This window comes from Prosthecobacter algae, assembly GCF_039542385.1.
GTDB lineage: Bacteria > Verrucomicrobiota > Verrucomicrobiia > Verrucomicrobiales > Verrucomicrobiaceae > Prosthecobacter > Prosthecobacter algae.
In genome coordinates this window covers 209,103-225,347 of record NZ_BAABIA010000003.1, presented here as the reverse complement: position 1 = coordinate 225,347, position 16,245 = coordinate 209,103, and the positions used below count along the sequence as shown (strand labels likewise).

Annotated in this window: 13 protein-coding genes; 8 read left to right on the top strand and 5 right to left on the bottom strand. The window is 59.8% G+C overall.

Going from position 1 to position 16,245, the window contains the following annotated elements; genetic code table 11:
- Window positions 1–33 precede the first annotated feature (33 nt).
- Both ABEB25_RS07840 and ABEB25_RS07835 read right to left on the bottom strand, forming a co-directional pair.
- On the bottom strand, window positions 34–1,329 hold the full coding sequence (locus tag ABEB25_RS07840; protein ID WP_345735839.1) for a cation:proton antiporter: 1,296 nt from the start codon (window positions 1,327–1,329) through the stop codon (window positions 34–36).
- A 53-nt stretch (window positions 1,330–1,382) separates the two neighbouring features.
- Window positions 1,383–2,720, bottom strand: a complete 1,338-nt coding sequence (locus ABEB25_RS07835) for an alginate export family protein (RefSeq protein ID WP_345735838.1) — start codon at window positions 2,718–2,720, stop codon at window positions 1,383–1,385.
- A gap of 170 nt (window positions 2,721–2,890) precedes the next feature.
- Here ABEB25_RS07835 and ABEB25_RS07830 point away from each other — a divergent pair, with 170 nt between their 5' ends.
- On the top strand, window positions 2,891–4,015 hold the full coding sequence (locus ABEB25_RS07830) for a S1/P1 nuclease (protein ID WP_345735837.1): 1,125 nt from the start codon (window positions 2,891–2,893) through the stop codon (window positions 4,013–4,015).
- A gap of 3 nt (window positions 4,016–4,018) precedes the next feature.
- On the opposite strand, the gene ABEB25_RS07825 is transcribed toward ABEB25_RS07830, so the two are convergent.
- Together ABEB25_RS07825 and ABEB25_RS07820 are read right to left on the bottom strand one after the other, a co-directional pair.
- Complete coding sequence (locus ABEB25_RS07825) at window positions 4,019–5,449, bottom strand: dihydrolipoyl dehydrogenase family protein (protein ID WP_345735836.1); 1,431 nt, start codon at window positions 5,447–5,449, stop codon at window positions 4,019–4,021.
- A 63-nt stretch (window positions 5,450–5,512) separates the two neighbouring features.
- Window positions 5,513–7,351, bottom strand: coding sequence for a prenyltransferase/squalene oxidase repeat-containing protein (locus ABEB25_RS07820; protein WP_345735835.1), 1,839 nt, complete (start codon window positions 7,349–7,351; stop codon window positions 5,513–5,515).
- 210 nt (window positions 7,352–7,561) lie between these two features.
- On the opposite strand from ABEB25_RS07820, the gene ABEB25_RS07815 reads away from it, so the two are divergent.
- Window positions 7,562–12,121, top strand: a complete 4,560-nt coding sequence (locus ABEB25_RS07815; protein ID WP_345735834.1) for a DUF4175 family protein — start codon at window positions 7,562–7,564, stop codon at window positions 12,119–12,121.
- A gap of 8 nt (window positions 12,122–12,129) precedes the next feature.
- Here the strand turns inward: ABEB25_RS07815 and ABEB25_RS07810 are convergent, their stop codons facing one another.
- Window positions 12,130–12,717 carry a YdcF family protein gene (locus tag ABEB25_RS07810; protein WP_345735833.1) on the bottom strand — a complete coding sequence of 196 codons (588 nt, stop codon included), beginning with the start codon at window positions 12,715–12,717 and terminating at the stop codon, window positions 12,130–12,132.
- Window positions 12,718–12,878: 161 nt separating this feature from the next.
- Here ABEB25_RS07810 and ABEB25_RS07805 point away from each other — a divergent pair, with 161 nt between their 5' ends.
- From ABEB25_RS07805 to ABEB25_RS07780, 6 genes are all read left to right on the top strand, one after another.
- Window positions 12,879–13,664 carry a PEP-CTERM sorting domain-containing protein gene (locus tag ABEB25_RS07805; protein ID WP_345735832.1) on the top strand — a complete coding sequence of 262 codons (786 nt, stop codon included), beginning with the start codon at window positions 12,879–12,881 and terminating at the stop codon, window positions 13,662–13,664.
- Window positions 13,665–13,736: 72 nt separating this feature from the next.
- On the top strand, window positions 13,737–14,528 hold the full coding sequence (locus ABEB25_RS07800) for a glycerophosphodiester phosphodiesterase family protein (protein ID WP_345735831.1): 792 nt from the start codon (window positions 13,737–13,739) through the stop codon (window positions 14,526–14,528).
- A 47-nt stretch (window positions 14,529–14,575) separates the two neighbouring features.
- On the top strand, window positions 14,576–15,313 hold the full coding sequence (locus ABEB25_RS07795; protein WP_345735830.1) for a platelet-activating factor acetylhydrolase IB subunit: 738 nt from the start codon (window positions 14,576–14,578) through the stop codon (window positions 15,311–15,313).
- A gap of 244 nt (window positions 15,314–15,557) precedes the next feature.
- Window positions 15,558–15,737 carry a hypothetical protein gene (locus ABEB25_RS07790; protein WP_345735829.1) on the top strand — a complete coding sequence of 60 codons (180 nt, stop codon included), beginning with the start codon at window positions 15,558–15,560 and terminating at the stop codon, window positions 15,735–15,737.
- Window positions 15,738–15,750: 13 nt separating this feature from the next.
- The gene (locus ABEB25_RS07785; protein ID WP_345735828.1) at window positions 15,751–16,011 is read left to right on the top strand and encodes a hypothetical protein; all 261 of its coding nucleotides are present in this window, start codon (window positions 15,751–15,753) and stop codon (window positions 16,009–16,011) included.
- A 49-nt stretch (window positions 16,012–16,060) separates the two neighbouring features.
- The gene (locus ABEB25_RS07780) at window positions 16,061–16,210 is read left to right on the top strand and encodes a lmo0937 family membrane protein (RefSeq protein WP_184212131.1); all 150 of its coding nucleotides are present in this window, start codon (window positions 16,061–16,063) and stop codon (window positions 16,208–16,210) included.
- Window positions 16,211–16,245 lie beyond the last annotated feature (35 nt).

The window sequence follows — 16,245 nt, the reverse complement described above, 5'->3', positions numbered from 1 at the left end:
CGGCACAACCTGCTTATTTGACCGGAGAATTCATCACATGGCGGCCGGGAGGCTCTCGGTATCTTCGGCTTCAGGCTTGTGGGTGCCGCTGCCGACGAAGTATTCAAAGATGGGGGAGGCCATGAGGGTAGTGACGATGGCCATGATGACGAGGGTGGCAAAAAGGCCTTCGGAGATGATACCGCGCTGAAGGCCGATGTTGATGATGATGAGCTCCATGAGGCCGCGTGCATTCATGAGGATGCCGATGCCCATGGCCTCGCGGCCGGAGATGCCCGTGGCACGTGCAGCCAGGGTGCAGGCGGCCCACTTGCCTAACACGGCGGCGGCGAGAACAGCGGCGCACATGCCCCAGAGGAACCAGGAATTGATGAGGCCGATCTTGGTGTTCAAACCGGAGTAGGTGAAGAAGAGAGGGAGAAGCAGGGCGACGGCCAGGGGCTGGATGCGGGCCATGAGATCCCGCACCATGATGCCACGAGGCATGGCGGCACCCATGATGAAGGCACCGAAGACGGCGTGCAGACCGATTTTGTCGGTGAACCAGGCTCCGAGGGACATCATGGCAATGCCGACGACGAGGCCGCCATCGGTGAGCTTGCCATCTTTGACCATGAAGCCGGAAGTGCGTGCAAGCAGGGGACGTATGATGGCAAGAGTGACAACCACGTAGCCGATGGCCCCGCCAATGTTGTAGAGGGCGTTGGCGGCGTTACCTTCAAAGCTGGCAAGCACCACAGCGAGGAGGATCCAGGCCATGGCATCGTCAATGGCTCCAGCCCCGATGGCAACGGTGCCCATGGTGGTGCCGGCCAGTCCTTTGAAGTGGATGATACGGGCGAGCATGGGGAATGCGGTGATGCACATGGAGGCCCCCAGAAACAGCATGGCCTCGCGCAGAGAAGTCTTTTCCGGGAAGAGTTCCGTGTAGTGAAACAGCACCCATGCCAGGCATGCGCCTAACAAAAAGGGGGTGATCATGCCGGCGAGTGAGACAGCAATGGAGCTCTTCAGCCTTTTGCGGACGATATCCACCCGGAACTCCATGCCGACGATGAACATGTAGAGGGCCAGGCCGAGCTGGGAGGCGGGGAACAGGTAGCAGGAGGTGTCACGTGTCATCTGCTGGGCATCCCAGGGGAAGAGCCATTTTTGCCATTCGGGGGCCAGCACTCCAAACAGGGAGGGACCGAGCATGACACCAGTGATCATTTCTGCCACCACCTGGGGCTGGCCGAAGCGGGCGGCGATCATGCCGACAATGCGGCATGCTAGCAGGATGACGGCAATCTGAAGGAAGAACTGGACTGCGAGATGGAGGTTGTTCATGAGATGGGCGGGGCAGGATGTGGCTGGTGATACAGGCTGGGCAAGGTTAGTGGTCAGTAATTGAGGGTGACCATGAGATAGGCAAAATCGGCATCGTCGCCGGTGCCCGTGTCATCCAGGTAACGGCCTGCGAAAAAGTGGCTGTAACCGACGAGCACATCCAGGTGCTTGGTGAGTTTGGAACTCATGGTGAAGTCCAATTCGGCTCCGGCCTGGTTGCTGGCGGAACTGCTGATGGGGCGCACCGCAGTGGTGCCGTTGGCGCGGTACCAGGCATCGCTGGTATCGTCTAGCCAGAAGCCGTGAAGATCGAGCGTGGTCTTCAGCTTGGGATGGGGCTGGGCGGCAAGGCGGAGGACGATGTTGTGCATGTTCTGCCAGGACATGGTGTCCATGAACCCATAGGGCGGATGGTTGGTGGGGAAGAGGTTTTGAAACGTGTGGGACTGGCCGTCCGTGGCATCACCATCCCCGCTGCCATAGCTGTACTCCAGGGCGAGACGAGGTTTCCAGGTGGTTTGCAGCCAGTTGTAGCCTGCCTCCAGATGGGTGGCAAAGGCGCGGAGATCCTGCCCCCGCAATTGGCCCGCCTGACCGACGATTTCGACGGTGTAGTCCCAGCCGGCGAGTTTCAGAGGATCCCCTTTGAATCGGGTGCCGAGGGTGACGAAATCGGTGCCGCCAGCCAGCCCTTCCTCATGCAGGTGGAAGGCGTAGAGATCCGTGGTCTGGACCGGGATGACTGTGGTGCTGAAGTAAAGGCCGCTGAAGAACTGGTCGCGGGTGTTTTCACCATCCAGCCAGTCGGAGGTGTTAAAATGGGATTCGTGGATGCGAACGACGCTGGAGGTGAAGGCATCCAGCCACCAGTCTTTTTCCTGGTAGTGAAGTTTCACGGCATCGAAGGTGCGGCTGAAGTTCAGCCACTCCAGCGGGCCGACGAGGCGTTCATCACCGTAGGAGAGGACTTGACGACCAAGCTTGAGCGAGAGGTGCTTGGGGTCCCCGAATTCGAGGCTGCCGAGGCGGAGATCGAAGGCATCATCGCCTTCAGCGCCCATTTGGTTAGGCACGTCTGGGCGGTCGGAGAACGATTCGCGAACGTCCTGTCCCTGGACGGTGACTTTCAGCCAGGGCATGGCCTGCCACTCCATGCCGATGCGAATGCGGTGGAGCAGCCAGGTGTCGTCGGTGGGGGAATCCGTGCTGTCATTAAAGTCGTACACATTCTGCCGCCATTCACCGCGCAATCTCGCCTGAAAGTTAAATTCGAAGGGGCTTTTTTCTGGAACCAGCACCTGGACAGGCGGTATGTCGCCTGCGAAAGTGAAGGTGCTGAAGCCTGCGAGAGCCAGGATCAAGGCGGGAATGGATTTGACGAGCTGGCTCATGAAAGAATGCTCGCTAAAATGGAGGTGGAATGTGGTAACGGAAATAGAGATTGGTGATGGGTGTCATGCTGAAATGGCATGGACGGAGACTACCCGACAAAAACGGCACATTTTCATGATGGCAGGGTGCTGGAGAGCCATCACTTATTCGGTTCCTGAGATCTAATCTGATGAAAAATTTCCTTTGTGGTTGGAGGCTCCGTGGGAGCCTGGCGTGGACCGTAGCGTTTGCCTGTTTTGGCCTGCTGAGCCCCGCCTTTTCGTGGTGGGATGGCGGGCACAAGGCCATCGCTCTGGTGGCCTATGAAAGGCTGAGCCCGGCTGAACGAGCGTGGGTGATGCGACAGATGGAGGCGCATCCGACGAAGATGGAGCTTTTTGAGGAGCCGATGAAGGTGGAGCTGGGGCAGGGGGACCTCGCGCCTGAGCTGCGGGCGAAATGGTTCTTTGGCCAAGCTTCGATTTGGTCAGATCTCATCCGCAACCGTGAGGGCTACCCGAATTCCACGGAGATCAATGCTACTTACCACCACAGCGGCTGGCATTACACCGACCTGCCGGTTTTCCCCGATGCGCAGGCGGGTGAGCAGATGAAAGGAAAGGTGGATATGCCGCTGCTGGAATGGCAGCCGGGCATGGCCGAGCCGAAGCAGGGATTCAATTCCATCCACACGCTGAAACGTGTGATCCACGAACTGGGGGATCCTGCTGTGGCAGCCAAGGACAAGGCGGTGGATCTCTGCTGGCTCTTCCACCTGGTGGGAGATATGCACCAGCCCTGCCACTGTGCGCAGCTCTTTGTGCCGGGGAAGCTGGAGACTGGGGATCGCGGAGCCAACCGGGTGCTGATTTTGGGCATCAGGCGGGCGAATCCGGCATTGGAGGCGGATGTGCTACACTTCTTCTGGGACAGCCTTTGGAATGATGCAAAAAACGGTGTGGTGGACATAGAGCAGCGTCTTTTCCCGTTGAATGTGGATGTAGCGCTGTGGGAGCGTGCGCAGGTTTCTGCCCAAACCCTGGAGCCAGAGGCGTGGCTGAGTGAGGGGCATGCCCTAGCTGCCCGGCACGTGTATTCGCCCGATTTGCTGCGGCGAATCGCCACAGTCAGTCCGCAGCCCAATCCCGGTCGCGGCAAGCCGGAGGATGTGCTGATGGTCACCATGACCACGCCGATGATGGATGCCTACATCCGGGATGCGAGGTCCCTTTCCCGCCAGCAGGTGGTGACGGCGGGTGTGCGGCTGGCGGAGGTGCTGAAGCGGGTGATTGCCCGGTCTGGTGAGGGGGAGTGAGGGTCAAGCACCCAGTTGATCCGCACACTCTTCGGCGGGGTAAGTCCAGATCTCGCTGAGGGTGGGGTGATAGTGGGGGATGGCCATGAAGTCCTGCACCTTGGATCGGTAATGCATGGCGATGACGACCTCATGAATCAGCTCGGTGGCGTGAGGCCCCACGCAAGTGGCCCCGAGGATTTCGCCCGTTTCACGATGGGCATGCATTTTCACAAAACCTTCCGTCTCGCCCATGCACATGGACTTGCCATGATCATTGAAGGGATAGGAGGCGGAGACAAAAGGTGTGCCTGCTTTTTCCAGCTCTGCGGCACCTGCGCCTACGGAAGCGACCTGGGGATGGGAAAACACACCGAAGAGGAGCAGGCGGTAATCGGCTTTTTCCTCCACGGGCTGGCCGTGAATGAGGCGGTGGGCATTGCGTGCGGCGATCTCTCCCTGCTGGATGGCCACGTGAACGACATCCAGCGGGCTGCACACATCGCCCGCCGCAAAGATGTGGGGCTGCGTGCTTTGCATGGTTGGCTGAACGACGATCTTCTTTTTGGTTAGGCTGACCTTGGCCGCATCCAGATTCAGGCCGTCGGTAGCAGGGCCGCGGCCCATGGCGACAAGGATCTGATCCACCGTGACGCTTTGCTCCTTCTCCCCATGCCGATACTCAATGTGCTTGCGGCCATGGGCCGTCGTGACCTTGTGGATGCTGGTGCCCAGATGGCAGGTGATGCCCCGGTGCGTGTAGGCCTGTTCCAAAACGGTGCTGCACTCCGGGTCCAGTCCTGTGAGGAACTGGGGGCCACGCTGAATGAGGGTCACTTTCCGCCCGACGCCTTCCAGGTAATGCGCCATCTCCAGGGCGATGGCTCCGCCACCGAGAACGGCGAAGGATTCCGGCAGGGATTCCGCATCCAGCACTTCGTCGCTGGTCCAGAAGCCGGCTTCGGCGAGACCGGGGATGGGTGGCACGGTGGGGACGGATCCTGTGGCGATGCAGAAGGTCTTGCCCGTGAGCTGAAAGGAGTCCGAACCTTCGCGGGGCTGGAGTTCAATCGTGTGTGAACCGGTGAACGAGGCGTGGGCACGGTAGAGGACAAAACGTCCGTCCTGGAGCTGCTGCTGGCGATAGCCTGCAAAGTCGGCAATGAGGGTGCGCTTTCGGTCACGGATGGCCCGGATGTCTGCGCCGAGCGGCTGAGCCTTGAGCCCGAATTCAGATGCCCGACGGATGCTGAGGTTGCGGTCGGCAGATTCGATGAGAGTCTTGCTGGGCATGCAGCCGCGCAAGATGCAGAGGCCTCCGAGTTCCGCCGCCCCATCCACCACGGCGACGCTGAGGCCTAACGAATGAGCCGTGCGCGCAGCCGCGTAACCGCCGCTGCCGCCGCCGATGACGATGAAATCAAAATGGGAAGGGGGAGATGCGTCTGAACTCATGCCTCCAAGCTGGCGGAGGCATGACAGATCCGCATCCAGAATCTGCGCTGGAAATGGCGAGGACTAACGGTCAAAGAAGCTTTCTTCGTCGCGGTCGGCCACCTTCAGGTAGCGGTAGTAAACCTCCAGCATGAGGGTGCAGAGAGCCTGGCGGTAAACGGGATCAGTGGCGTCCCCGGCCGGCCAGTTGGGGCGGCCTTTTTTAAAGCTGCCATCGGGCTGCTGGGCGGCCAGGATCTGCGGCAGAAACTGCTGGTTGTAGAATTTCCAGTCATCCCCACCAGCCTGGAAGAAGGTCTGGGTGTAGTAGTACCAGCAGTAGGGGTTGCAGTTTTTGTTCCAGTCGAGAGGCTCGGCCTCCAAGAAACCACGGAGAAAGCCGATGGCTTTTTTCAGGGGAGCGGTGTGGCCTTTGGACATCGTTTGAAGGGCCAGGGATCCGGCACCGGTGAGGCTCCACTGGTTGTAGTGCTTGTCGCGGTCGGGATTGCCGAAGCCGCCATCCTTAGTCTGCTTGGCCAGCACATACTCCGTGCATTTTTTGATGGCGGAGTCGAGGCCCTGAATTTTCAGGCCGGAATTCTTGGCGGCTTTGAGGGCCTGGAACTGCCAGCCAGCGACGGAGAGATCCTCGCCTTTGCTGTTCTTCGTGTAGGCGGTGGGCATGCCGGCATCCTTGCCGCCATAGGTCCAGGAGCCGCGCTCATTCTGGTTTTCAATGATGAGCTTCACGCCTTTTTCGAAGGCCTCACGCATGCCGGGCAGTTCCTTGCTGCCCAGACGGGCCAGGGTGTACATCTCGCCAAGGGCATAGGTGGCGATGCCGTGGGCGTAGGTGGAGCCGTTGTTGTAGATGTCTTCACAGATCATCCCATGGGGATTTTTTTTGCTCGTCTCAATGAGGAAGAGAATGCCCTTCATGACGGTATCGCCATAGAAAGGAGAGTCGGGTGTTTCACAGCGGCCGAGGTAGCAGAGGAGGGCGAGGCCCGTCATCGCGGACTTGCTGCCCATGCCGTTCCAGGCACCATCGGGGCCCTGCTTCTGTTTCAGCCACTCCAGGGAGGCGGAAACCGCACGTTCACACTCGGGACTGCCGCCGCTGTCGGTCAGCTTTTTTAAACGTTCCTGGGGGGAGCAGCGGCTGCGCATGGAGGGGGGCAGGCTCACAAAGCCCTGCATCCCGCCCATTCCCATCCCTGTCCCAAAGCCGCCTCCGGCTCCCGCTTTGCCAAATCCTCCGCTGCCCAGGCTCCCGCCGCCCAGCATTGAGCTCACATCCGGCACGTCCAGCAAGTCCGGCGGTGCATCGGGAAGCGTGATCGCCGAGTTTTGGCTCGTGCTCACGATCTTCTTCATTGGCATCGTCTTGTTCAGCGTCTTCTGCTTCTTCTGCTTCACCTGATGCTTCATCTCGGCCGAGGCCTGCGCCCCTTGCTGGGTGCCGCCACCGGGCAGGAAGTCCACCTGCTTCTGGATCATCTGCGTGCTGACCACGATGGCCCCGCCGACGATGAGGATGCCAGCATGGATGGCCAAGCTGAGGGTCAAAGAACCGCCGCCGACCTTGCGCCAGGCTTTCACCAGGGCGTTGGCAGGCTTCACCGGTTCGAAATGGTTGAGGGCAGGCGGGTGATAAACTTCACCAGGGGCGGCCTCGACCGCAACGGCTTCATCCTCGATGGCCGCCGCGACGGGCACCGGACCGGAGGTGGGTGCGGGATAGCCAGGTGGCATCATGCCGGGCTGCACGGGGTAGCCCAGGTTATTGCCCTGCACGGGATACCCGAGATTGGCCGCCGGATAGCCGGGTGGTGGCCCCAGTGGCTGAGTGCCGCTCAGAGGCGGGGGCAAAGGTACATCCGGGGCAGGCTGGCCAGAAAGAGGCTGGTTGGGGTCCATGGTGGGATAAATTGCGTTCGATTTGAGGATAACCTGGAAATTTCCCTTGAGGCAAGAGTATTCACCTCCCGTCAAAGACGTTCCAGCCTGCGGATTCTTGGAGTTGAGAGAACGAAAAGTGCTAACCTGGCGAGGTCTTTTGGCGAAATCGTGTCCTGCGGTTCGAAAAACGTGACTGCCGCTGTCGTTTACTGCCTGCCCACTTTCCTGATGAATCTCTCTCTCCGTCCCGCTACTGCTCAGGCGCTCCAGGCCTTTCGTGCCCGCCGCCAGCGTCTGCTGATCCTCCGTGCCGCGCTTGCCGTGCTGGCTGTGGCCCTGGGGTGCTGGACGGCGATCGCCCTGCTGGATCGGGCCTGGTTCATGCCAGAGGTGCTGCGCCCGTGGCTGACGGTGGCGGCTTATTCCGTGGCCGCATTTATCGCTTGGCGGGTGGCGCTGCGGCATCTGGCGTTAGGCCGGGATGTGGCAGGCACCGCGCGGCTGCTGGAAAGCGTGTCTCCGGAACTGCGCGAGCGCCTGCTGGCGGCGGTGGAACTGGCTGAAGGGCAAGGGGGAGGCTCCGTGGAGTTTCGTTCCCAGCTTCAGGATGAGGTGGCCGCCCAGATGGAGAAGCTGGACCTGCGGACCGTCCTGCCACTGCGTTCTCTCAAGCCGTGGTTTGCGGGTGTGTGTGTGGCCATGGTTTTGGTCGTGGGGCTCAGTTGCATCCCATCCCTGCACCTGCCCGGTTTCCTGGCCCGTGCAGCCATCCCGTTTGCCAATTTGCAGCGTCCTTCGAGCGTCAAGATCAGCATCATTGAACCGAACCCAGCCAGCACGCTGGTGCCGTTTGCCTCGGAGCTGGAGATCCTGGCGGGCATTGAGGGGCCACAGCCGGGTTCCGTGGTCATTGAAACAGAGACGGCAGGCAGCCCAGTGCGCCGCGTGGAAATGCTGCGCAGCCATGACACGCGCTATTCCGGGATGGTGGCGATCGGCCAGGGCGACCTGCGCTATCGGGTGCTGGCCGGCGATGCCATTTCCTCGTGGTTCACGCTTTCGGCGCGCCCACGTCCACGGGTGACGGAGTTTGTGAAAACGCTGGTGCCTCCGGCTTATTCAGGCTTGCCAGAAGTGACGCTGACTGAGGAGCGGGGCGATGTGGAGGCCCTGGACGGTAGCACGGTCAAGCTGAGGCTGAAGCCTAACCAAAAGGTGTCCAAGGCCTGGCTGCTCATCAATCCCGATCATGCCGACCACCCGGAGGCGGTGGCGATGACGGAGACTGCGGATGGTTTTCTCACCGGAGAACTGCCCATCCGCCCTGAGCATGAATCCTGGCGCAGCGCACTCACCTCGGCGGAGACGGGCTTCACCAATGAAGAAAGCTCCCCCTGGCAGATCTTGACGATTCCTGACCTGCCGCCTGTGGTGCAGACCCTGGAACCGCAGGAGCAGATCTCTCTCATGGCCGATGAGACGGTGCGTGTGCAAGGGCTGGCCAGCGATGATGTGGGCCTAGCCACGGTGCATCTGGCGCATGCGGTGAATGGGGCGGACTGGCAGCAAAAGCTGCTGGTGAGCAAGCCGGGCAAGGAGAGCGAGCTGCAAACGGTACTGCCTCTGGCCCCGCTACAGGTGAAGCCGGGGGATGCGCTTTTGATCAAGCTGGTGGCGACGGACCTAAAGGGACTGACGGCTGAGTCGCCTGTCGTTCGCGTGATCATTCTGGAACAAACGGTGGACCCGCAGCAGCGGCAGTGGGCCCAGGAGATGCGGCGTGTGGCCCAGCAAGCGACGACCCTTTCTGAACAGACACGCGAGCTGCGCAAGGCGATGGAACAGGTGCAGAAAACGGCCCGAAAAAAAGCGGGTGAAGCGCCCGAATCTACAGTGGCCCGCGCCCAGGCGGAACTACAGCAGGTGACGGACCGGGCCGAAGACCTGTGGACCCAACTCAAGCAGGCGGCGCAATCTGCCCCCACGCATCTGGACAGCATGGAGGTGCAGGTGCTGGGGGAGCGCTTGGCGCACTTGCGCAATGAATCGCTGCCGCAGATGAAAAACCTCACGGAAAAGGAGATGGAAAGCACCGAGGGGCTGCGCCGTGCCGCCAGTGAAGCCGGTGCAGATGCGGACTCCATCGCGCAGGCGGCCCGTGCTTTTGCCACCGAGGACAATGCGAAGATCGTGGCCCAGGCCGCGCAGCAGCTCAGCCGCCAGGAGGCCCTGCTGACGGAGCAATCCCTCAATGCCAACCGTGACAGCAGCCAGCGCCCCAAATGGCAGGAGCAGCAGCGGGCGGCCATCGCCGCGAGTGAAGGCCTGCGCCAGGAAATGGAATCTCTGAAACCTGTGCTGGATGGCGGCCAGCAGAAGCAGGTGGAAGACATGCGCAAGCAGCTCACAGAAACGGCAGGTGACCTTGCGGCCAGTCTGGACAAGCCCGACCAGACGAAAAGTCCCGAACATCTTTACGGGGCGGCTGACAATCACCGTCAGCGGCTCAGCCGGGCTGCCGAGGCCATGCGCGCCCTGGCGGAGAATGCAGGCAACAAAGCTAACCAATTGCGTGAACAGCTCGCGCGGCAGGAAAATCCGGCCATCATCGCCCTGAATGAGGCCCGCGATGCGCTCTCCCAGGCTGCGGCTGAGGCCAAGGATCCCAAGGGCCGTCAAAAGCTGAACAAGGAAAATGAGACCGCAGCCCAGCGGGCTGAAAAGGAGCTGGCGCAGGCGGCCAAGCAACTGGAGGACCAAGCTGTTTTGCGCGAGCAGAACCAGCGAACGAACACCGATGCAGCGCTGGATGCCAATCGCGCCAGCCGTGCTGCGGGTCAACTGGCCCGTGAGGCGGCAGCGCTGCCGAAAGAGGCGATGGCCATCGCGGCCACCCAACAGAAGGCGGATCAGTTGACCCAACTCACCCGCATGCTGGAGGCCGATGCCCTGACTCAAACCGCCGTGGAGGCCATCTCGGAAGCAGCGGCCAATCCGGACCCAACTCAAGCGATTAGCCCGGCCCATGCCACTGAACAGGCCAGTGCCGCCAGTGAGGCCCTCCGGCAGGTGCCTGACATGCTGCGCCGTCTGAAAGTGCCGGATCAGCAAATGGCAGCTACGGCCCAGCAAGCCTCCGACGCCAGCCGACAGGCGGCCGACCAGCTTCAGGCACTCGCCCGTCAGGCCGCCCAGCAGCCTAACCAACCGTTGAACCTGGAGGCTGCGCAGCGCGCCTCTGCCGAGGCTGAACAAAAAGTATCGCAATTTTCCCAGCAGCTTGCGGCGCAGACGGCAGGAGCCCGGGAAACCTTGGCCCTGATGACGCCTGACGTGAGTGACATGATGAAAGCTGTGGCCCAAGATTTAAAGGCGACCCAGGAGGCCACGCAAGCTGCGGCCGCCGAGGCTGAGGCTAGCAAGCCGGTGGCAGAGGTGGCCGAAGCGGCCCAAGCTTTGCAGGCGGAGACGGCTGAAAATGCCCAGCAGATGGAATCGCTGCAGGCCGCGCTACGTCAGGAGGCCAATGCGGCCAATCTACAGGAGGATGCCCAGCGCCAGATGGCCCGCATGGCCGATGTGGCTCTGGCCCAGATGCAGCAAAAGGCCCCGGAGATCGCCCAGAATCTCAAGCAGGCGGCCCAGGCCCAGCAGAGCCAGCCGCAGGCGCAAAATCTGAACCAGGCGGCCAAGGCTCAGCAGCAGACGGCACAGGCTCTTGACCAACTGGCCCAGAACATGGCCAAGGCCGAAGACGGGCAGGAACTGACAGAGCAGGAACTCGCCGCCATGCAGGGCATGGAGAAGGACCTGGGCGTGCAGGAGTCTTTGGAAGAAGCTTACAAACGTGCGCAGGAACTGGCTGAAATGGCCCAGGATGCCAGCCAAAATCCGGCAGCAGTTTTGGCCGAACTGGAAAAGGAACTGCCCAAGAATCCCGCCATGCAAAAGTCGCTGGCGGAGCTGTCCAAACAGGCGGCGCTGACCAGCGAGCAGGCTGTCGCGGCCGAGGCCCAGCAGCCTAGCAATATCGGCCTAGCTGCCGAAAAAGCGGCGCATGATCTGGCCCGTGTTTCCCGCCACCAGCAGCGGCTTGGCCAGAAGGAGGCCGCCCAGCAGGCGGCGCAAGCGAGCAACCAGCTCCAGCAGCAGGCGCAAGTCGCCAAAGGCCAGCCCGGCCAGCCGCAAAAACCCATCGGTGCCGAGGCCCAGGCCACCGCCGCCCAGGCTGCCAAGGCCGCCGAAGCGACGGCCACCGCCACCCCGCCACCCAGTTCCGCCAATCCTTTTCAGGACATCCAGGGTGCGCTTCTGGCCCAGGCTTTGGATCAGCTGGACCAGACCCTGAATCCGCAGCAAGGCCAGGCTGGCCAGCCGCAGGAATCTCAATCCGGCCAGCAACAGCAGCCAGGAGGGAATCAGCAGCAGAAGGCGCAGCAGAGCCTCGCCGATGCCCAGCAAAGTCAGCAGCAGTCCATGGCTAATCAGCGCAATCAGGGACAGACTCCAGGCTCCCAGCAGCCAGGCCAGCAACAGGCGCAGAATCAAAACAAGCCTAACCAAAACGATCCTGCCCAGCCTTCGGACAGTGAAGGTGGAAACCAGTCCATGAAAGTGGTGGAAGGAGTGCTGGGACCCGATGCCATTTTGGTCAATGGTGACTGGGGGCATCTGCCGAGCAAAATGGCCGCCGATCTCAGCGAAGCCACCCGCAGTGAAGCGGCTCCCGAGTATCGCGCCGCCATCGAAAGCTATTACAAGGCCATCGCGACGAAGGCGAAGAAGTGAGGTGGGCCTTACTGCCCAAACAAGGAATAGTGAATCGTGAAGTAGATCTCCCGGAGAAGGAACGGGATCTGGGTCTTGAGGGTGACGTAACGTGTGGTGGGAGTGGCGGATGTGATGGCCGTGATCTGCATCTCTGCCGCCATTCGTGATGCCCTATACAAGTGATAAGGGTCGGAGATGATCACTGCTGTCTTGAATCGTTGCAGGGTCATCACCTTCTGGGCTTCAGCCAGATTTTGCATGGTGGTTTTCGAACGGTCTTCTGTGAAAATTACAGAGGCAGGAATCCCTTGCGACATGGCGGAATGCTTGCCGGCTTCAGATTCAGGGATCTCATCTCCGTCGCTGCTGCCGCCGGTGAAAAGCAGGTGGGAAACGATGCCTGTCTTGAACAACGTCACGGCATGGTCAATGCGAGATTGAAACACCGGGGAAGGGGTGGTGCCATCCACGGCTGCACCCAGAACAATGGCGCAATCATAACGCCCAGTCGTGACTGTTTGAGGGTGGCTGATGATCGTCGCCCCAAGCAGCACTCCGAGCAGCAGCAGGAGCAAGCCGATGCCCGTACCGATTCTGAAAAGACGTTTTCGCATTCGCTTCAATGTGGGGGTGCAGAAATGTGGCAAGTGAAAAGAGCTTCGTAGCGTGGATGCGACCAGGGCTGGAATTGTGGTGGAATCACTTGTTTCAGGCCAAAAGTGATCTCTTCGGGAAGGATGTCATCTGGCGGTATGGTAGCTGCTGATTGGGTAGGATGATCTTTCCTTGCTGGTTGTTATTCCTTAAACGCTACAGTTGGCTACTCCTGTGTGTGGCGTTTTTCGTGGCCAAGTCTGCCCAGGCTTCCACTCTTTTGTTTTCCCATGTAGGAGCAGTGAACCCGACCACGGAAGGTTGGACTTTTTCAGGTACCGTTCAGACCGGGGCGATCACAGATGATCAGGGATCCGGCGTGGATGCGTGGAAGGTCTATGAGCAGGGCGGCAGCAATGCAGGGACGTACAATAAGACATTGACGACGGGGCAGCTTTCAGAGGCTTTGCAAATCGGCTGGACGCTGGATGCTACCATTCGTTTTGTTCCTCCAGATCCGCTGGTGGCCACATCTCTGGGCAACAATGCCTGGTGCACCCTGCTGATTGATGAAGGTGTGACGGGGAAGCGCGATCTTTATGGGCTCTATTTCGGCAATGACCTCAGTGGTAATACCCTGGTGCGCCTTTACGCCACAGGGGCCACTTACACGCTGGATCCAGGTTACCATGACTATCGCATCAGTTGGGATCCCGCGACTCAATTGGCTTCATTTTTCATTGATGGGGTGCTGCGGGCCTCGGACTACGCGGGCAGTACGATCGATAACACAGGCACCAGCCGGGTTTATTGGGGGGACAATACCACCACGGCTATCACCCCGGGGCGTGGGGCTCACTATGCTTATGTGGGGCTAAGTACGGGTGTCGCAGCGGTGCCGGAGCCTAGCCGGATGGGTCTGATGGTGCTAGCGGCTACAGCAGGGCTTTTCAGGCGGCGCAGATGACGGTGAGAAGTGTGACGGAAAATTGCGACGGAAGATTTGGCATGTTAAGGGCGTCTTGCTTCATCCCTGACCATGCGTGTTTTATCCATCTTTCTGCTGTCACTTCTTTCGGTGAACCTGTCTGCGACCGAGATCGTGGCCCATCGCGGATTTTCCGGGCGCGCTCCCGAAAATACGGTGGCGGCTTTCAATCTGGCCTGGGAGCATGACAGCGATGCCTGTGAGCTGGACCTCTACCTAACCAAAGATGGTGAGATCGCCATCCTGCATGATGCGGATACCAAGCGTACCACGGGTGTGGCCAAAATTGTCAAGGACAGCACCTTGGCCGAATTGCAGGCTCTGGATGCAGGTTCCTGGAAAGCTAAAGGTTACAAGGGCGAAAAGATCCCCACCCTCGTCGATAGCTTGAAGACGATGCCAGTCGGTAAAAAGCGCTTTTTCCTAGAGATCAAATGCGGCCCGGAGGTGGTGCCGGTGCTGGCAAAGCAGCTCAAGACCTGGCGTCTGCGTGGAGCGCAGCTTTGCATCATCGCCTTTGACCGCCAAGTGGCGCAGGAATCGAAGAAGGCCCTGCCTTGGATGAAGGTCTATCGCCTGTCCTCAGAAAAGACCAAGGACAAGAAGCCGGTGGATCTGACCCAGCTCATTGCCGATACCAAAGCTGATGGCCTGGACGGCCTGGATCTGGGCTTAAAATGGGCGTGGAATGAGGCGTTGGTAAAACAGGTGAAAGACGCGGGCCTGGAACTGTATGTGTGGACGGTCAATAAACCTTCAGATGTGAAACGCTTGGCCGCCCTGGGCGTGGATGGCATCACCACGGATGATCCGGTGATGGTTCGTGCCGCTCTGAAGAAGTAATGATTGCAATGGTCGGCAGTTATCGTTTTCACTGCCCACCTCAAACCATGAAAAACATTCTCATCGCTTCTGCCCTGTTCATCAGTGGCGCTTTTGCTGCCGAGCCCAATTACGCCATCAATCCCGTGCCGCGTGATGGCGGCTGGGTGAAACGGCATGAAAGTTTCAATGCCATTTCCAAGCAAGGAACCGCCACGCTGGTCTTCCTGGGCGACTCCATCACCCAGGGCTGGGAAGGCAAGGGCAAGGCCACTTGGGAGAAGTTCTACGCCAAGCGCAATGCCGCCAACTTTGGCATCGGTGGGGACCGCACAGAACATGTACTGTGGCGCCTAGACAACGGTAACTTCGACGGGCTGAAGCCGAAGCTCATCGTGCTCATGATCGGCACGAATAATACTGGCCACGTGGGTCGTGCGCAGAAGGAGCTGAATGGAGCCATCTACGCCAGCTCTGCCGAGCAAACGGCGGAAGGTGTGAAGGCCATTATAGGCAAGCTGCAGACCAAGGCTCCTGAGGCCAAGATCCTACTGCTGGGCATCTTCCCACGCGGTGAAAAACCCACAGATGCCATGCGCCAGCAGAATGAGGCGACGAATGCCATCATCGCCAAACTGGCCGATGGTAAACAGGTGCATTTCATGGATATCGGAAAGACCTTCCTTCAGCCGGATGGGACCCTCACCCGCGAGGTGATGCCTGACCTGCTGCACCTTTCTGAAAAAGGCTACTACATGTGGGCTGAAGCGATTGATCCCAAGATCAAGGAGCTGCTGGGCGAGTGAGTTTGGCCGTCTCTAAACATCGCTGACTCTCTTGAGAGCCGCCTTTTCGGGCGGCTCTTTTTATGGGGATCTTGCCGCGTGCATTTCGCAAGGCTGGTATGCGTCCTTTGCACGAAAATCGTGATTTGAAGGCTCACAGGTGCGAGGGCAGATTGAGTTAAAATGTTGATGGTGAGGGGTTTGCTGGCGGCTTGGTGAGCGTGGCACTCTGTGTGCGATAGAAGGAGCCATACTGCTGCTTCCCATGATCCACGCCAATCCAAACCCCCGCTACTCGCAACTCCGTGTTGCCTCTGTAGCCGTTGCGATTCTCGCAGCGGCTGCGGCTGCCACGGGTGCGGTTGGTAACGGATCGGTGTTGGCCTGGGCGGTGGCGGTCATCGCTCTGATCATCTTCGGGGCGAGTTTTTTTCTCAAAACCTGATCCCCATAAAACTATGACTGTCACACCTCGCACCGACGAAGTCCTGCATGATACCGCCAATGATTTTCGCAATCTGGGAACTGCGGTCAAACAGGACCTGAACAACCTCCGCGATGAGGCCCGCACCCGCATTGACGGCTGCACCCAGAAAGTGGTGCAGGATGCCAATCAAAACCTCAACCAACTGCGTGATTACGCTGTGCAGAACCCTCTTCGTGCCCTCGCTTATGCCGCCCTCGGCGGTGTCGTTCTCGGTCTGTATCTGCGCCGCTAAGCGACCCTGAAGTCAATCTCCTGTATCTCAACCTCAATACACTACCTCTATGCTCTACACCGTCGCCGTCGTTCTTCTCATCCTCTGGCTGCTGGGTCTCGTCACCAGCTACACGCTTAGCGGATTCATCCACATCCTGCTGGTGATCGCCATCGTGGTGATTCTGCTCCGCGTGATCCAGGGCCGCAAGCCCCTCTGAGTGAACGCTACTTGCCTAACCATTAACATCACATT

Bases quoted from the DNA above. Each gene is read 5' to 3' on its own strand.
- ABEB25_RS07840 (WP_345735839.1), bottom strand. From the start codon at position 1,329: ATGAACAACCTCCATCTCGCAGTCCAGTTCTTCCTTCAGATTGCCGTC.
- ABEB25_RS07835 (WP_345735838.1), bottom strand. From the start codon at position 2,720: ATGAGCCAGCTCGTCAAATCCATTCCCGCCTTGATCCTGGCTCTCGCA.
- ABEB25_RS07830 (WP_345735837.1), top strand. From the start codon at position 2,891: ATGAAAAATTTCCTTTGTGGTTGGAGGCTCCGTGGGAGCCTGGCGTGG.
- ABEB25_RS07825 (WP_345735836.1), bottom strand. From the start codon at position 5,449: ATGAGTTCAGACGCATCTCCCCCTTCCCATTTTGATTTCATCGTCATC.
- ABEB25_RS07820 (WP_345735835.1), bottom strand. From the start codon at position 7,351: ATGGACCCCAACCAGCCTCTTTCTGGCCAGCCTGCCCCGGATGTACCT.
- ABEB25_RS07815 (WP_345735834.1), top strand. From the start codon at position 7,562: ATGAATCTCTCTCTCCGTCCCGCTACTGCTCAGGCGCTCCAGGCCTTT.
- ABEB25_RS07810 (WP_345735833.1), bottom strand. From the start codon at position 12,717: ATGCGAAAACGTCTTTTCAGAATCGGTACGGGCATCGGCTTGCTCCTG.
- ABEB25_RS07805 (WP_345735832.1), top strand. From the start codon at position 12,879: ATGATCTTTCCTTGCTGGTTGTTATTCCTTAAACGCTACAGTTGGCTA.
- ABEB25_RS07800 (WP_345735831.1), top strand. From the start codon at position 13,737: ATGCGTGTTTTATCCATCTTTCTGCTGTCACTTCTTTCGGTGAACCTG.
- ABEB25_RS07795 (WP_345735830.1), top strand. From the start codon at position 14,576: ATGAAAAACATTCTCATCGCTTCTGCCCTGTTCATCAGTGGCGCTTTT.
- ABEB25_RS07790 (WP_345735829.1), top strand. From the start codon at position 15,558: ATGATCCACGCCAATCCAAACCCCCGCTACTCGCAACTCCGTGTTGCC.
- ABEB25_RS07785 (WP_345735828.1), top strand. From the start codon at position 15,751: ATGACTGTCACACCTCGCACCGACGAAGTCCTGCATGATACCGCCAAT.
- ABEB25_RS07780 (WP_184212131.1), top strand. From the start codon at position 16,061: ATGCTCTACACCGTCGCCGTCGTTCTTCTCATCCTCTGGCTGCTGGGT.